Genomic DNA, 16,575 nt, shown 5'->3' with positions numbered 1-16,575 from the left:
AGAAATTCCTCGTGCTTGACCTCGGCGGCGGCACCTTTGACGTCACCCTGCTCGACATGTACGCCGGCATCATGGAAGTGCGCGCCAGCGCGGGCGACAACATGCTCGGCGGCGAAGACTTCACCGAACTGCTCATCCAGGGCTTTGCCGCCGCACACAGCGCCATTAACCTCGCAGACAGCCAAGGCTCGCTCTACGCCGCGGCAGAACGCGCCAAACAGGCGCTCGGCAGCGGCGACACCACCATGCAGGTGAACCACCACGGCGCACCGCTTGAATGGCGCATTACTGTCGCCGACTGGGAAAAACGCTGCGAACCGCTGATTGAACGCTGCCGCATCCCTATTGAACAAACCCTGCGCGATGCGGGCGTGCGCGCCGCGAGCCTGAACGACATTATCCTCGTCGGCGGCGCGACCCGCATGCCCGTCCTGCGCAAAACCATGGCGCGCCTCTTTGGCCGCTTCCCGACCACCGGCCTCAACCCGGACGAAACCATCGCCATTGGCGCGGCCATCCAGGCGGGGCTCGTCGCGCAAGACCAGGCGCTGGAAGAAGTCGTCATGACCGACGTCGCGCCCTACTCGCTCGGCGTCGAAACCAGCATCCAGACCGGGCAAGACCGCTACGAAAGCGGCATCTTCAGCCCGATCATCGAGCGCAACACCGTCATCCCGGTCAGCCGCATGGAAACCTACTACCCGGTGCAGACCAACCAAAGCGCGCTGCTCTTCAAAATCTACCAGGGCGAAGCGCGCCTCGTGCGTGACAACATCTACCTCGGCGAAATCGACATCCCGTTGCCGGACTACAGCGACCCCGAATACATGCCGGCGGAAGTGCGCTTCACCTACGACGTCAGCGGTCTTTTGGAAGTGGACGTACACCTGCCCGCCGACGGCAGCACGCGCCAACTCACCATCCACAACAGCGGCAAAAACCTCGATGAAGCGGCGCTACAGGCGGCGCACGAAAAACTGGCGGCGCTGAAAATCCACCCGCGCGACCAGACCGAAAACCGCACCCTGCTCGCCCGCGCCGAACGGCTCTATACCCAGCGCCTGGGCGACGAACGGCAAAGCATCGGCCAGCGCATCGCCATCTTCACCGCCGCGCTCGACAGCCAGGATGCGCGCCTCATCCGCGAAGCGGCGCAAGAATTGCAGGACTACCTCAACCACATGGACGACACGCCGTGGGAATGAACGGCTGAGTCATGCTCCTTCCCGACGATTTCCCCTTCTGGCGCTGGCAGGCGGACTACCGCCCCGGCGCGTTTTTGCTCGCCCTCAGCGGCGGGCGCGACAGCATGGCGCTGTTGCAGGCGCTCACGTTGCAGCGCACGCGGCTTTCTGCGTCGCTTGTGGCGTGCTATGTCGATCATGGCTGGTCGGCGGCAAGCGCGGACTGGGGCGAATTTTGTCAGCGGGAAGCGGCGGCGCGCGGGGTCGCGTGTGAAATCGTCAAACTGGACTGGCCGGAGGGCGGCGGCAATGCCGAGGCACGGGCGCGGGCGTTGCGTTATCAGGCGCTGGCAACGCGGCTACCGCCACGCGGCGTGCTGCTTACCGCGCATCACCGCGACGACCAGGCGGAGACATTTTTGTTGCAGGCGTTGCGCGGCAGCGGGCTGGACGGCTTGGCGGCGATGCCCGCGCGGCGCGCCTTTGCCGCTGGCGAATTGTGGCGGCCGTTGCTTGATGTGCCGCGCGCGGCGATTGAGGATTTTGTCGCGGCGCAGGGCGTCGCCTATCTCGATGACCCGAGCAATGCCGACCCGCACTACGCGCGCAACCGTTTGCGCCTCGCCGCGCTGCCCGCCTTGCGCGACGCTTTTCCGCAGGCGGACGCGGCGCTGGCGCGTTCTGCGGCGTGGTTGGGCGAGGCACTCGTGGTGCAGCAGGGGCTGCTTGACGGCATTTTGGGCGAGGCGGCAACGGTGTTGCCGTGGCAGGCGCTCTGCGCGAGGTTTGACGTGGCGACGTGCAAGGCGCTGTTGCGCCGCTGGTTGCAGCGCGCCGGACAGCCGATGCCACCGGCAGCGCGGCTGTTGTCCTTTATAGATGCACTCGCTGGAGCGAACGGCCATGCCGAACTGCGCTACGGCGCGACGGTGGTGGTGCAGTATCGCGGCGATTTGTTTTTATATCAGGCGAGTGAACCGCAGGCGCCGCCGCCGTTTGCGCTTAAGACGGTGTGGCCGGGCGTGGGCGCGTTGTCGCTGCGTGCGGGCGCGGATTTGCTTGAAGGGCGCGACTGCCGCTGGGCGCTCTATCCGTGCGCGGCGCATTGGCAGGCGCCGGGGCGGCGTTATGCGGAGTCGCTGAAGAATGTGTTGCAGCGCGAAGGCGTGCCGCCGTGGTTGCGCCGCCGTTTGCCGCTGTTGCTGGTCGATGGTGAATGCGCGTGGTTGGGCGGTTTTGGCGCGGCGGCGGGCTGGCCGGGACTGGTGTTTGACTGGCACAATCAGGCTCATTTTGTTAAGATTCCGCATCTTTTCGATAATGGCTCGGACAGGCTCGCATGACCAAATTTATTTTCGTGACCGGCGGCGTGGTTTCTTCCTTGGGGAAGGGCATCGCCGCCGCTTCTTTGGGCGCCATTCTGGAAGCACGCGGGCTGCGCGTGACCCTGATCAAGCTCGATCCGTATATCAATGTCGATCCGGGGACGATGAGCCCGTTCCAGCACGGCGAGGTGTTCGTAACGCACGACGGCGCGGAAACCGACCTTGACCTCGGCCACTATGAGCGCTTCGTCAATATGCGCGCGACGCAGTTCAATAACTGCACCACTGGCCGCATTTATTCGGAGGTTATCCGCAAGGAGCGGCGCGGCGATTATCTCGGCGCGACGGTGCAGGTGATTCCGCATATTACCGATGCCATCAAAAGCTATGTGTTGCGCGCGGCGGAAGGCGCGGATATTGCGATGGTGGAGGTCGGCGGTACGGTTGGCGATATTGAATCGCTGCCGTTTTTGGAAGCGCTGCGCCAGCTTGGCGCGCAACTGGGACGCAGCCGCTGTATGTATATGCACCTGACGCTGTTGCCGTTTATCGCCGCTGCCGGGGAATTGAAGACGAAGCCGACGCAGCACAGCGTCAAGGAATTGCGCTCCATCGGTATCCAGCCGGATATGCTGATTTGCCGCGCCGACCGCGACATTCCCGAAGACGAGCGGCGCAAAATTGCGCTCTTTACCAATGTCCCCGCCGATGCGGTCTTCGCCGGGCTGGACGTGAAGAATATTTACGAAATCCCGCTGCTTTATCACAAGCAGGGCGTGGATGAGGCGGTGATGCGCCATTTCAATCTGGAGGCAAACCCTGCCGATTTGTCCGTGTGGCAGCAGATTGAAACCGCCATTGCCAATCTCAAGGAAGAAATCACCATCGCCATGGTCGGCAAGTATGTGGATTTGACCGATGCCTACAAATCGCTCAATGAAGCGCTGTATCACGCGGGCGTGCGCAGCGGCAACAAGGTCAATATCCGCTACATCGACTCGGAAGACCTCGCCAAAGAAGGCACGGCGCTCTTGGCCGATGTCGATGGCATCGTCGTTCCCGGCGGCTTCGGCAACCGTGGCATCGAAGGCAAAATCCTCGCGGTGCAGTACGCGCGCGAACACCGCATCCCCTACCTCGGCATCTGTCTAGGGATGCAAATCGCGGTGGTGGAATTTGCGCGACACGTTTTGGGGCTTTCCGGCGCGGGCAGCACCGAATGGGACGACAAGGTCGCCGACCCGGTCGTGGCGCTCGTCACCGAATGGGTCAATGAGCGCGGCGAAACCGAACAGCGCGACGCGCACACCGACCTCGGCGGTACGATGCGCCTTGGCGCGCTGCCGGCGCGGCTCAAATCCGGCACGCAAATCGCCCGCATCTACGGCGCGGAAATCATCAACGAGCGCCACCGTCACCGCTACGAAGTGAACAGCCATTACGAAAAACGCCTCGAAGACGCGGGGCTGGTTATCTCTGGCCGCTCTGAAGACAACGGCCTGGTGGAAGTGATTGAGCTGCCGGAACACCCGTGGTTCATCGCCTGCCAGTCGCATCCCGAATTTACCTCAACCCCGCGCAAAGGCCACCCGCTGTTTGAATCCTTCATCCGCGCCTGCCGCGCCCAACACGACGGAGCAAACTCATGAACCTCTGCGGCTTTGAAGTCGGCAACGACCGCCCCTTTTTCCTCATCGCCGGGCCTTGCGTCATTGAAAGCGAGGCGCTGGCGCTCTCCACCGCCGAAACCCTGAAAAAACTGACCGAACGCCTCGGCCTGCCGTTTATCTACAAATCCTCGTTTGACAAGGCCAACCGTTCCTCCGGCGCGAGCTATCGCGGCCCCGGTATCGCCGAAGGGCTGCGCATCCTCGCCAAAGTCAAAGCTGAAATCGGCGTGCCGGTCATCACCGACGTCCACGAAGACACCCCGCTCGATGAAGTCGCCTCGGTGGTGGACGTGCTGCAAACCCCCGCCTTCCTCTGCCGCCAGACCAACTTCATCCACAACGTCTGCAAACAAGGCCTGCCGGTAAACATCAAAAAAGGCCAGTTCCTCGCGCCGTGGGATATGCGCCACGTCGCCGACAAGGCGAAAAGCACCGGCAACCCGCAAATCATGCTGTGCGAACGCGGCGTGAGCTTTGGCTACAACAACCTCGTCTCCGATATGCGCGCGCTCGCCGTGATGCAGGAAACCGGTTGCCCGGTCGTCTTTGACGCCACCCATTCCGTGCAGTTGCCCGGCGGACAAGGCTCGTCCTCCGGCGGGCAGCGCGAATTTGTGCCGGTGCTGGCGCGGGCGGCGGTAGCCGTCGGCGTCGCTGGCCTGTTCATGGAAACCCATCCCGACCCCGATCGTGCCCTTTCCGACGGGCCGAACGCCTGGCCATTGGGAAAAATGCCACTGTTGCTAGAACAACTGATGGCGCTTGACAACGTCGCAAAATCAATCTGATAAGGAGCATATGATGAGCACAACCGTTGAAACCGTAAAAGCCCTGGAAATCCTCGACTCCCGCGGGAATCCGACCGTCCAGGTCACCGTAACCCTCTCTGACGGCGCCAAAGGCACCGCAGGCGTCCCCTCCGGCGCGTCCACCGGCTCGCGCGAAGCGCTTGAGCTGCGCGATGGCGACAAAGGCCGCTACCTCGGCAAAGGCGTCACCAAAGCCGTCGCCAACGTCAACGACAAACTCGCCCCGGCACTCAAAGGCAAAGCCATTGACGACCTTGCCGCGCTCGACAAAATCATGCTCGACATGGACGGCGACGACTTCAAGAAAAACCTCGGTGCCAACGCCATCCTCGGCGTCTCCCTCGCCCTCGCCCACGCCAAGGCCGCCAGCCTGAAAAAACCGCTGTACGAAGTGCTGCACAACACCACCGGCTACACCCTGCCGGTACCGATGATGAACATCGTCAACGGCGGCGAACACGCCGACAACTCCGTGGATATTCAAGAATTCATGATCATGCCCGCCGGATTTAACAGCTTCCACGAAGCGCTGCGTGCCGGCTCCGAAATCTTCCACACCCTGAAAAAAGTGCTGCATGACAAAGGCCTCTCCACCGGCGTCGGCGACGAAGGCGGCTTCGCCCCTGACCTCGGCTCCAACGAAGAAGCGCTGCAAGTCATCATGGAAGCCATCGCCAAAGCGGGCTACAAGGCAGGCGAACAAATCTACCTCGCCCTCGACGTCGCCGCCTCCGAACTCTACGAAAACGGCAAATACAACCTCGCCTCTGAAAACAAAACCTTCACCTCCGCCGAATTTGTTGATTACCTCGCAGGCCTCGTTGAGCGCTACCCGATTGTCTCCATCGAAGACGGCCTCGACGAAAGCGACTGGGACGGCTGGAAAATACTGACCGACAAACTGGGCGGCAAAGTGCAACTCGTCGGCGACGACCTCTACGTCACCAACACCCGCATCTTCAAAGAAGGCATCGAAAAAGGCATCGCCAACGCCATCCTCATCAAGCCGAACCAAATCGGCTCGCTCTCCGAAACCCTGCAAGCCATCAAAATGGCCGAAGATGCACACTACGCGGCGATCGTCTCGCACCGCTCCGGCGAAACCGAAGACACCACCATCGCCGATATCGCCGTTGCCACCAGCGCCACCCAAATCAAGACTGGCTCGCTCTGCCGCTCTGACCGCGTCGCCAAATACAACCGCCTGCTCACCATCGAAGCAGAATTGGGCGACAAAGCCAAATACGGTGGCAAAGCCGCGCTGCTTGGCAAAATCAAAGGATGATCAAAAAATCCATCGTCTATCTGATGCTGCTGGCGCTCGTCGCCGTGCTGGGGGTGGTAAACCTCTACCTCTGGCACCTTGAGCGCAACACCCGGCATCGCATCGCCGACCTGCAACAGCAGGTCGGCTTGCATTTGCGCGAAAACAAAATGCTCAACGACCGCAACGACGCGCTGCGCATCGATGTGGAAAACCTGCGCTCGCCCGACTCCTACTACGCCTACGAAGAAAAAGCGCGCGAGGACTACGGCATGATCGGCAAAAACGAAACCTACTTCGTCCTGCCGGACAGCGAAATCGCCAGCATCCCGGACATTCCCGGCCTCGCCGAAAAAGAGCGCCGCCGCGCCGCGCCCGGAGTCATCACGACGCCCCCCACCCTGCCCGCCAACACACAACAAATCGCCAAACAGTTGGTTCTGGAATCCGTTGAAGACGGGAATGAAGACGAAGAAAACGGCGATACCACCGCCCCCACCCCTGCCAACAAGGACGTCGAACAAATCCCGGTCACCCCCGTGCCGCTACAACTCGAATCGCTGCAACAATAAACGCGCCCAAAAGGCGCGTTTTTTATTATCGGCGATGGCGATAACCCCTTACTTTTTCCCTTCGTCAAATTGTGCTTTCCAGAAATCCCGGCTGGTAAATTCGGCATAACTTTTACGATACATTTGCTGCAATTGCTGGCGTTGCGCCAATAATTGCCACACCGCCTTGCAATAGCGCCACAAATAAGCAAAGAACTTGCGTTTGTCATGCTGCAAAAAGAAACCGCGATGCGTCGGCGCATGGACATACAGCACCTTTCTGAAGCGGAACGTTTCCTGCAATCTGCCGCCCCAGCCTTTGAACTGGCGCACATAACCCTTGTGGAAAAAACACTGCGGCAACAAATGACCATTCAGGGTCAAACGCGATGCCAACCGCCGCCATTTGCCACCGGGCAATCCTTCGGGATGCGCCTGCATATAAACATCAAGCGGAATATCCTGCATTTTCTCCGCCGCCGCCAATGCGCCTATCGTTTTGCGGCGCTCGCTCATATCCATATTGTTGCGCCAATAATCATCACCCTTGCACACATCTTCCATCGCCATAATACTCGCCAGCGCCGTATCATAATGATAGGTAAGCAAATTGCGGGCGGCCATGATGGCGGTAATGCGGAGCAAAGTGGAAATACGGTCATCCACAAATCCGTGGAAATATTGCATCAGGTGATAGCGCGTATCCAGATAGGCCGGTACGGGTCCCTGTTTCAGCGCGAAATCGCCCTGCCAGGAAGAAATACCGTTCAGGGTAATGGTATGGAATTGATGGACGAGACCAAAACCGACATCATCGCCGCGCACAAAATAAGGGAAAGCGTAATGTTTGACTTCTGCCAGCGGAAAGGCAAAGAACCACCAGCCGCCATAATCAATCTTTTCTTCCAGCTCATTGAACAGCAGATTATCCACCTCGCGCAAATCCAGTCCGCTTTTCAAGCCCTGATAATGTCCCTTGAAACGGGCGCCATTTTCATGCTGGCGATACGGCTCGGCCTCATGCAACATCGCCCCGGCGACGCACAGGGCGGGGTCTCGCGCGTATTGCAGCAGCATCAGCGTCCGCTTGATGCCTTCCACATCGCCGGAGGCATCGTCATCCATAAAAAGACAATGGGTATAATCGCCCGCATCTTCCAGTTCCATCAGGCCACGGGTAAAGCCACCGGCGCCGCCCAAATTGCGGTTGGGAATAATGCGAATACCGGTCGCAGGCATATCTTCCGGGAGGACGAGATTGTTGCTGTTATCAACCACGGACAGGCTAATTTGCGCGCCATATTCCGGTAACTCCAGCAATTCCTGTTGCAGACGGCGCAGCGCGGGCAAAACATATTGCTGACGGTTGAAATGCGTAATGACGATACCGAGCTTAATGGAATGCTGCGGCGCGGTAGTACTCATAAAGCGGAAATCGGTAATTTCGCTGATGCCCAGCGCCTCGATTTCAAAAAAGAGCATTCCGTCTTCCAGCGAATTCCAAAATGCGAGTGGCAAAGCGACTTCCCTTTCTTCCTCGTGCGTCAGATAGGTTTCATCGAGAATAGTGGTAGTGAAATGCAGGCGATGCAATTTCCAGCTGATTTTGATGCGGCCACGGAAGCGAATGGCGAATTGCAGGTCTTCAATCGTGGTATGGCGTTTCAGTTTGCCAACGCTGATGCTGTTGAAATAAGTATCGGCGCCAATCTTGCCGCGCGGCTCCAGGGTAAAGCGCGCATCGTGGATATTCAAATCCACGTATTCATTGAGGCGGAAATAGAGTTCTGCTTCCGTGCAAAGGCCAATTTTCGGAAAGACGCTGTTTTGGATGGTATAGAGCATGGGAATTTACCTGTGAAATGCGTGATGCGCCGTATGAAATCGCGCCATATGAATGAACCTGTCGGGGAAAGGTCTCTGTTTATGAAAGGGGGCGATAACGGCGCGGCTAATGTACTGCAAGCCCCCCGGCGGGGCAAGCGGCGGCAGGGCGACGAAGGACACGCCAAAAGGGCATAACCTTATAAAAAAACGTCCTTTCCGCCGTCGCGAGCGCTCCCCTATAATGCGGGTGAACCCTTTGTCACGAAAAGGACATTCCATGCCAGGCGACCACCCGCAACCCCAACTCCAACCCGAACCGCGCCGCGAAAAACCGCAGCAAAAAAGCCTCTTCCCCGCGCTCATCACCGCCGCGCTGGTGATTGGCCTCGGCGGCTGGGGACTGACCCGTTTTTTTGACGATGGCAACAGGGGCGGTGTCCCCGCCAGCGCCGCTGCCGACAACCTGACCCAGGCGGAAAAAGACGCCCGCGCGCAGCAATTTGCCGCCGTGCCACGCTATGCGCTGCGCCGTCTGGACGCTACCGAGGCGCACAGCGTCATCCAGAACCTGCCGCTGCCAGACGCGCAAAAAGCGGCGCTCACGGAAAACATCGCCCCCGCCACGCCCGCTGGCCAGACGCAACCGGCGCAACCCGCCTGGGAAAACGGCGGGCAGCAAATGGTGGAGCTGGTGCTGTGGGATAACGTCGCGGAAGACGGCGACGTGGTACAAGTCAGCTCGCTCGGCTACAGCCAGACCATCCCCATCACCCACGCGCAGCAGACCATGTACTTCCCGGCGCAGTACGACGTCCCCGTCACCATCACCGGCATTCACGACGGCGGTGGCGGCATCACCCTCGGCTTCACCGGCTCCGGCCAGCCGGTGTCGCTGCCCGTCATGGCGGAAGGCCAGGTCATCAGTCTCTACCTGCAATAAGCCATGAACGCGATTTACCGCCTGCTGCCGCTCCTGATGTTCGTCTGCCTCTGCCTGATGCTGTGGCAGTACGTCTCCGGTGCCAAAGACGGCATTCTCGATTTCCTTGCCGCCATCCGTTGGTATTTGCTGGCGGCGTTCTTCCTCATGCTCGCCCTGCTGCGCGCCGTGTGGCTGCACGCGCACGACCGCGCCCCCGACTGGATTTACCGGATAATACCCATGGACATACTCGACCGCCTCAGTAACCGCGCCGACATCGAACAGGCCGCAGACAAACTCGACAAAGAAGCCATCCTCATTGACGCCGAAGCAGTAAAAGCCCGCCTGCAAAGCCAGGTTGTCGGCCAGGATCAAGTTTGCCACGATCTCGCCTGGCAACTGCGCCGCCGCCTTGCCCTCACCCAGCGCAACAAACCCGTCGGCGTCTTCCTCTTTGCCGGCCCGCCCGGCACCGGCAAAACCTGGCTCGCCAAAGTGCTGGCGCAAGTGCTGGGGCGCAAACTGCTGCATTTCGACATGACCCAGCATGCCTCCGGCGCCTACAGCGCCTCACAACTCTTTGGCATGGCGCGCGGCTACGTCGGCTCGACCAGCTACGGCGCGCTCACCGCCGGACTGCGCGATTACCCCGAAGCGGTCGTCCTCCTTGATGAAATCGAAAAGGCACACCCGGACGTGCTGAAAAAATTCCTCACCGCCTGGAACGACGGCTTTGTCACCGAAGCCTCCGACGGCAAACAGATTGACAGCAGCCACGCCATCTTCATCCTCACCTCCAACGCCGCCACCGACCAGCTCGCCGACCTGCAACAAAGCCTCGGCCACGATCCGGACGCGCTGCGCAGCGCCTCGGTCGCCACCCTGCGCGAGCAGGGCTTCGCCCCGGAAGTGCTCAACCGCATCGACCGCATCTTCGTCTTCGCGCCGTTCAGCGGGCTGGACATCGCCCGCGTCTGCGCGCTGGAAATGGAGCGGATGATTAACGGCTACGGCCTGAAAGTGGCGGGCAAGGGCATCGACCCGCAAATCATCATCGACCTGATGGAGCGCTACAAACGGATGGGGCGCGCCGCCAGCAGCCGCGACCTGGTGCGCGCGCTGGAAGAATCCATCGCCGACTCGCTCATCCAGGCGAAAGAGCGCGGCTTTGACACCATCGAACTCAAGCGCGAAAACGGCAAAGTCACGGCGAAAATGCACCGCAGCCAGCATCACATCATCCCCAACCCGCGGGGCGGCTCATGAGCCGCATCCGCCGCGGTCGCAGCCTGTGGGCGCGTTCCGCCAACTACCGCCGCCTTGCCTGGACGACCGGCTTCCTCGCCCTCATCGTCCTCGTCGCGCTGAACCGACAGGCGGCGACACCCGCCGCCGCGCCGTCGCCATCGGCCACTCCCGCCGCAACCACGACCAGCACGCCCACCCCCGCGCAAAACACGGCGCAATACACCCCACCGCCGAAAACCACGCCTGCCCCCGACACCCGCAGCGCCGAAGATCGCGTCGCCGAAGCGGTGCGCCGCGCACAACAGGGCGGCAACAGCCGTGGCGGCAGCGATGTCGGCGTCCTGAAACCGCTGACGGACGACACGGCAGACAATACGGCAAACAACACCGCAGCGCAGACCACCATCCTCGACCCCAACAGCGACCGCCTGGAAGACTACCCGCTGGCGGAAAAACCCTGGAGTGAAGCGCTGCGTCTTTCTCCGGCAAGCAGCGGTTTTAACGTGTATTACTTCATGGAAGGTGATATGCGCCGCCTGAGCGTTGCCGACCCTTATCACTCGGATGCGCCCGGCTATTACATGAAGGATGCCAAAAAATTCCAGGAAAGCCTGCGTATGCCGTCGTTTGATGCTCTTGCCGATCTCTGGAAAAGAGAATCGCGGCGGCGTATCGGATATGAACACGTTGGCAGTATCAAACTCCAGTTTGACCATCGCAGCCGGATCAAAAATATCCCCGGTGAAGACCTTGCCGCCTGCTGGAGCGGCAAAATTCAAATCCATAAAAGCGGCTACTACCAGTTCACCATGAAGCAAACCGGTGGTGGTTCTGCCGTGCGCATCCTCATTGACCGCCGTCGCATCTACGAAGGACAACAAAACAGAAGCACGCGCGTCTGGCTTGATTCCGGCAATTACCGCCTGGATGTTGAATATGTCAGCAATCTGCCAATCGGCGATTTTGCGCTGGCAATGGGTTTGGCCGACGACCCGACCTTGCAGCGCTGACCGGATTTTGCATGAACCGCCGCAGACACCGCCCCCGTTTGGATCGCCGCCTTGTCGGCTTCACCGTCTGCCTCGCCCTGCTCACCGCGCTCGCCTTCAACCACCAACACGCGCGGCAATCCCCGCCGCTTCCCGTCACGACCGCCCATTTTGCGCCGCCGGTCGTCGCGCCACCGCCGCCCCCCAAACCCGCCGCGCCCAAACCCCGGCTCGTCCCTGTCAGCGGCAACCGCCTGCAAGACCTGCCGCCCGCCCCCAACCGCTGGAGCGCCGTCATTGATGCCCGCGTCCCGGAGCGGGGCTTCAATGCCTACTACCTCACCCACGGCAGTCCGGCACGGCTGCACCGCACCTACTATCCCTACAACATGGACAGGCCGGACGGAAGTTCCGTCGCGTGGGCGGCCATTGGCCAGGACAGGCCGTCGCTTGCCGGTTATGCCGACCGCTGGCTCGACCCGGGACGGCTGGTCGCGGTGGAAAACCGTGGCAGCATCCGCATCGATTACGCCGAAAACGAATTTCACAACATCCCCGCCGAAGATTTCGCCGCCTGCTGGCTCGGCCATATCCACATCACCCGCGGCGGCTACTACCAGTTCAACCCGGAGGGTGGCGGCCTCTCCCGCATCATCCTCGACCGTCACCTCATCTACGACAGCCATACGGAGAAAACACCGCAACCCGTATGGCTTGAGCCCGGCACATACCTGCTTGAAGCGGAATTTTTGAGCTATCACCACGTTGTCTCCTACCGCCTCTGCCTGGCGCTGGACACCACCCGCCCCCGCCCGAATTCCCCCTGACAGACAAGGAGTAAGTACCTATGCCATCCCGCAAAACCCTGACCATTGTCGGCATTGTCGCCGCCGTCGCCATCACCCTGTGGCTCGTGTTCGCTTTCATGAGCAACGCGCGCGAACAGTATCTGCTGCGCCAGTTCGACCTCGACCCCGCAGAGTACACGCTGAAGCCGCCGCCGAAGCGCCACGTTGTCAAGCGCGAGCTGGTCCGCATCCCCATCCTCACCGCCGACGGTGGCGAATCCGGCAAGGGCCCGGCGCTGGACGACTATCCCGTGGCAAGCGCCGGCAGCAGCTGGAGCGATGCGCTGGGTGCGGAAGCACCGCCCGCCGGGCTGTATAGCGTCTATTATCTGACCAGCGGCGACCCGCAGGACATCACAATCGGCATCCCGCAAGATGCCGACGCGCTGGAGCGCAGCCAGGGGCGCGGCAAATCGCATACCCCGGATGAAGCGCGCCCACCGCTGGCGGACTTTGCCGAGCTGTGGCGCGATGAGCCTAACCGACTGGTCGCCATCGAAAAAGTGCCTGCCATCGACCTTCACTTTTCTTACAACGCATTGCATGGCATCCCCTCGCAGGATTTTGCCGCCTGCTGGATCGGCACACTCACCATCCGCGAGGCCGCCACCTACGAATTTACCCCGGATTTGAGCTGGGCCAGCGCGCGCATCCTGCTCAACCGCCACCGCATCTTTGAGGGCAGCAACCAAAAAGAAACCGTGCCGGTCTGGCTTGAGCCCGGCGAGTACGCCCTCGAAGTGGAATACCTCAACAACTGGCACACCACCAATTTTGCCGTTCACATCAAAAAAACCACCCCGACCCCGTGAGGCCGCCCATGAAAACACCCCAGAAAAAAATCTCCGGCATTTTCCGCATCCCGCTCTACCTTGTCGCCGGTGCCATCGCTTACATATTGGTGAACCTGCTGCTGGAAATCTGGTTCAGCGGCGAGGGCGTCGTCTTTTACTCGCGCAAAGAACACGAGCTCCCGCCCGAAACTCCGGCAGAAGCGCCCCAACTGGCCGACATCCCCACCGCGACCAGTTGGGGCAAAGTGCTCAATCCGGGCAGGGTCATCCCGGAAAAAGGCTTTGACGTCTGGTACCTCACTACCGGCAACCCGGACGACGTCTCCCACCCCGTGCGCGAACGCGGCATCAACCTGCAAAAAAGCGCGGCAGGCCCGGTGCGCTTTTCCATGGAAGGCCTGACGAACCGCTGGGCATACGAACCGGAGCGGCTGATTGCCAAAGAGCACGTCAATCATATCCGCGTCCATTACGCCTACGACGAATTCAAGCGCATCCCCTCGCCCGATTTCGCCGCCTACTGGGTCGGCTGGCTCAATATCCCCGAACGCGGCGAATACGAATTTGTCCCCGAACACTCCTCGTCCAGCGTGCGCATCTTCCTCGACGGCCACCGCATCTACGAAGGCCACGACCAGCGCGACAGCCGCAGCCTGCACAGCGTGCAACTTGAGCCTGGCCGCTACCTGCTCGAAGTGGAAATGGCGAACAGCTGGCACACCACCGACTTCGGCCTGACCGTCAATTTACTCAAGGAAGCGCCATGAATCGCCGCCCGCGCACCGCCCTCACCGTCCTCGCCGTGATGTGCGTCGTGGCCGCCGCGGCCTGCGCGGGCATTTGGCATTACCACGACGACATGGGCCGTTACCTCGTCCGCCGTGCCATTGCCAATGCTGCCGCCGCACCGCAACCGCCCGCCGCCACAGAAAGCGATTACCCAACCCTGCCGCTGGAAAGCGCGCTGACACACGCCCCGGCGCAGCCGCTTGCTACCTTCCCGCTGACGGAGCGCACCTGGGGCGATCGCTTCAACCCCGGCGGCAACCTCCCCGACACGGGCTACACCGCCTGGTACTTCGACAGCGATGACCCGGCCACCGCGGCGGTACCAGAAAACAGCGCCGCCATCGCCCTGAATTACGAATATAACGAACGCTACCACACCCCCGCTGCCCGCCTCGGCGCGTACTGGGCCGGTATCCTGCACGTGCCGGAAAAAGGGCGCTACGTCTTCCTCCCCGACGTCCATCAGGGGCGCGTCCGCGTCCTGCTCGACCGCCACGTCCTGCTGGCAGACACCGCCCCCGGCGACCTTGCCGCCCCGGTAGTAGTGGAACTGGAAGCGGGCGACTACCGGCTGGAGACCGAATACCTCAACTTCAACTGGCGGGCTGCCCGCTTCCAGCTCGACATCCTCGCCAACCCCGCCATCTTCGACAGCGCCCGCCTCACCGCCCTCATCGCCGCGCTCAAACCGGCGGCACAGCCCGAAGGCATCCGCGCCCGCCTGAAAAACCGCATCGCGCCCCTGGCGGCGAACAGCGAAAACTACGCCGCCGCCCTGCACGGCGCACTCGGCGACAAAAACCGTGTAACCCTGCACGCGCCGCCGGGCGACGCGCCCTACATCCTCTGGCTGGCGGGCGAACACGCGGTGAACTGGCACATCGAAGGCCGCCTGCCGCAACTCGTCATCCACAACGCGCGCAGCCACGTCGCCGCCGACATCCCCGCGCTCATCTGGACGGGCGCCTTCAGCCAGCGCAGCGATAACGCCCGTTGCCGCTGCGGCACGCCGCAAGGCTGGCGCTGCGACATCGACGCCGGCCAAAACCTCACCGCCCTTGCCGCCGAAATCCGGCGCATCAGCGGCCAGTCCTTGCGCGGCTTCGCGCACGACCTGCGCAGCAGCCAACTGCACCTTGAGCCACAATTTGCCAGCAACATCGACGCCATTGCCGCGCAGCAGACATGGCAACAGCAGCAGGCAGAACGACGCAAAAACTGCACCGCCGCCGAAGACCCGCCGCGCACCGCCCCTGCCTACGACCACAATGCCCCGTCGCTTGCCGCCTGGCCGTTGGTGACGGATGGCTGGGGCGCGCAGCTCAACCCCGGCGACGCCGTGCCTGCGGAAGGCTTTGCCGTGTGGTACCGCGACCGCCGCGCGCCGCAGCGCACCTTCACCGAAACCACCGACCGCATCTACCTCGACAACCCCAAATACGGCATCGCGGACGAATACCTCGACGCCTACTGGGCGGGCAAAATCCATGTGCCGGAGGCGGGCGCCTACCAACCCGTCAGCAAAACCACCCCGGCTGAACTGCGCATCCTGCTCAACAAACACGACATAAGCGCAAATGGCGGCGGCGGAAACCGCCCCCTCCATCTGGAGGCAGGCGACTACCTGCTTGAAGCCGAATACCGCAGCCACGACGAACAGGCGGGACTCTCGTTCGCCCTCGTCCGCATTGACGACGGCGACAAACTCGATGACGACCGCCTCGCCGCCGCCATCGCCGCGAAAAACCTGCCCGCCAATACCGTTGCCCATGCCGCCGTCATCGACGTGGATTTCGTCCCGCGCGAGCAGCGCTTCACCCTGCGCGCACCGCGCGACGACCGCCCCTACATCCTCTTCCTCGACAGCCATGTGAACATCGACTGGACACTGCAGGGACGCGCACCGCTGCTCGTCATCCGCAGCGGCAGCGAACGCGGCGCCATCAGCGGCGTCAGCGATGATGCCGTCCTGCACTGGACGGGACGCCTGGACGAAGGCATCGCCGACAGCGCCCCCTACGGCTGCGGCTGCGACGCCCGCGGCCTCGTCTGCCGCCACGAGCGCCGCGAAAGCCTGCGCGACACCGCCCGCCGTATCAAAACCGTCAGCGGCTTCCCGCTCAAGGGGGTGAGCAACCGCATACACGAAGACAGCATCGCCATCCCGCAAAAAGCGGTGAACAGCGAAACCCTCGCCATCGACGACAGCATCTGGCAACAACTGCGCGCCCTGCGCCAAAGCTGCGACCGCAAACGGCACGACGACCTTGCCCGCCTGATGCAGACGGGGCATCCATGAATATAGCCATCCACCGAAAGTTTCAGACAAGGCGCATCGCCGAAGACAGTACGCGG

General features: G+C 61.7%; 14 protein-coding genes. 13 read left to right on the top strand and 1 reads right to left on the bottom strand.

What is annotated here, in order from left to right; genetic code table 11:
• From Q0349_RS07250 to Q0349_RS07225, 6 genes are all read left to right on the top strand, one after another.
• On the top strand, nt 1–1,205 hold a 1,205-nt coding region (locus tag Q0349_RS07250; RefSeq protein ID WP_298080205.1), incomplete at its 5' end, for an Hsp70 family protein.
• 11 nt (nt 1,206–1,216) lie between these two features.
• Nucleotides 1,217–2,527: a tRNA lysidine(34) synthetase TilS gene (gene tilS, locus Q0349_RS07245; protein WP_298080204.1), complete on the top strand. Its 1,311-nt coding sequence runs from the start codon at nt 1,217–1,219 to the stop codon at nt 2,525–2,527.
• On the top strand, nt 2,524–4,158 hold the full coding sequence (locus Q0349_RS07240; protein ID WP_298080203.1) for a CTP synthase: 1,635 nt from the start codon (nt 2,524–2,526) through the stop codon (nt 4,156–4,158). The genes tilS and Q0349_RS07240 overlap by 4 nt, the downstream gene beginning before the upstream one ends.
• A complete protein-coding gene (kdsA, locus tag Q0349_RS07235; RefSeq protein ID WP_298080202.1) occupies nt 4,155–4,967 on the top strand; it encodes a 3-deoxy-8-phosphooctulonate synthase in 813 nt (270 codons plus the stop codon). The genes Q0349_RS07240 and kdsA overlap by 4 nt, the downstream gene beginning before the upstream one ends.
• Before the next feature lie 13 nt (nt 4,968–4,980).
• The gene (gene eno, locus Q0349_RS07230; protein ID WP_298080201.1) at nt 4,981–6,273 is read left to right on the top strand and encodes a phosphopyruvate hydratase; all 1,293 of its coding nucleotides are present in this window, start codon (nt 4,981–4,983) and stop codon (nt 6,271–6,273) included.
• Nucleotides 6,270–6,824: a septum formation initiator family protein gene (locus tag Q0349_RS07225; RefSeq protein WP_298080200.1), complete on the top strand. Its 555-nt coding sequence runs from the start codon at nt 6,270–6,272 to the stop codon at nt 6,822–6,824. The genes eno and Q0349_RS07225 overlap by 4 nt, the downstream gene beginning before the upstream one ends.
• A 48-nt stretch (nt 6,825–6,872) precedes the next feature.
• Here Q0349_RS07225 and Q0349_RS07220 read toward each other — a convergent pair whose 3' ends face one another.
• Nucleotides 6,873–8,648: a hypothetical protein gene (locus tag Q0349_RS07220; protein WP_298080199.1), complete on the bottom strand. Its 1,776-nt coding sequence runs from the start codon at nt 8,646–8,648 to the stop codon at nt 6,873–6,875.
• Nucleotides 8,649–8,907: 259 nt separating this feature from the next.
• On the opposite strand from Q0349_RS07220, the gene Q0349_RS07215 reads away from it, so the two are divergent.
• From Q0349_RS07215 to Q0349_RS07185, 7 genes are read left to right on the top strand one after another with little or no spacing between them, the layout of a single operon-like run.
• The gene (locus tag Q0349_RS07215) at nt 8,908–9,570 is read left to right on the top strand and encodes a hypothetical protein (protein WP_298080198.1); all 663 of its coding nucleotides are present in this window, start codon (nt 8,908–8,910) and stop codon (nt 9,568–9,570) included.
• A 3-nt stretch (nt 9,571–9,573) separates the two neighbouring features.
• Entirely contained in the window at nt 9,574–10,818 is a 1,245-nt protein-coding gene (locus Q0349_RS07210) for an AAA family ATPase (RefSeq protein WP_298080197.1), read from the top strand.
• Nucleotides 10,815–11,810 carry a hypothetical protein gene (locus tag Q0349_RS07205; protein ID WP_298080196.1) on the top strand — a complete coding sequence of 332 codons (996 nt, stop codon included), beginning with the start codon at nt 10,815–10,817 and terminating at the stop codon, nt 11,808–11,810. Before Q0349_RS07210 ends, Q0349_RS07205 begins: the two co-directional genes overlap by 4 nt.
• An 11-nt stretch (nt 11,811–11,821) precedes the next feature.
• Nucleotides 11,822–12,616, top strand: a complete 795-nt coding sequence (locus tag Q0349_RS07200; RefSeq protein ID WP_298080195.1) for a hypothetical protein — start codon at nt 11,822–11,824, stop codon at nt 12,614–12,616.
• A 20-nt stretch (nt 12,617–12,636) separates the two neighbouring features.
• Entirely contained in the window at nt 12,637–13,449 is an 813-nt protein-coding gene (locus Q0349_RS07195; RefSeq protein WP_298080194.1) for a hypothetical protein, read from the top strand.
• 8 nt (nt 13,450–13,457) lie between these two features.
• Nucleotides 13,458–14,198: a hypothetical protein gene (locus Q0349_RS07190; protein WP_298080193.1), complete on the top strand. Its 741-nt coding sequence runs from the start codon at nt 13,458–13,460 to the stop codon at nt 14,196–14,198.
• Nucleotides 14,195–16,519, top strand: a complete 2,325-nt coding sequence (locus tag Q0349_RS07185; protein ID WP_298080192.1) for a hypothetical protein — start codon at nt 14,195–14,197, stop codon at nt 16,517–16,519. Before Q0349_RS07190 ends, Q0349_RS07185 begins: the two co-directional genes overlap by 4 nt.
• Nucleotides 16,520–16,575 lie beyond the last annotated feature (56 nt).

The organism is uncultured Cardiobacterium sp. (assembly GCF_938028185.1).
Taxonomy (GTDB): domain Bacteria; phylum Pseudomonadota; class Gammaproteobacteria; order Cardiobacteriales; family Cardiobacteriaceae; genus Cardiobacterium.
This window is presented reverse-complemented; position numbering and strand designations above follow the sequence as displayed.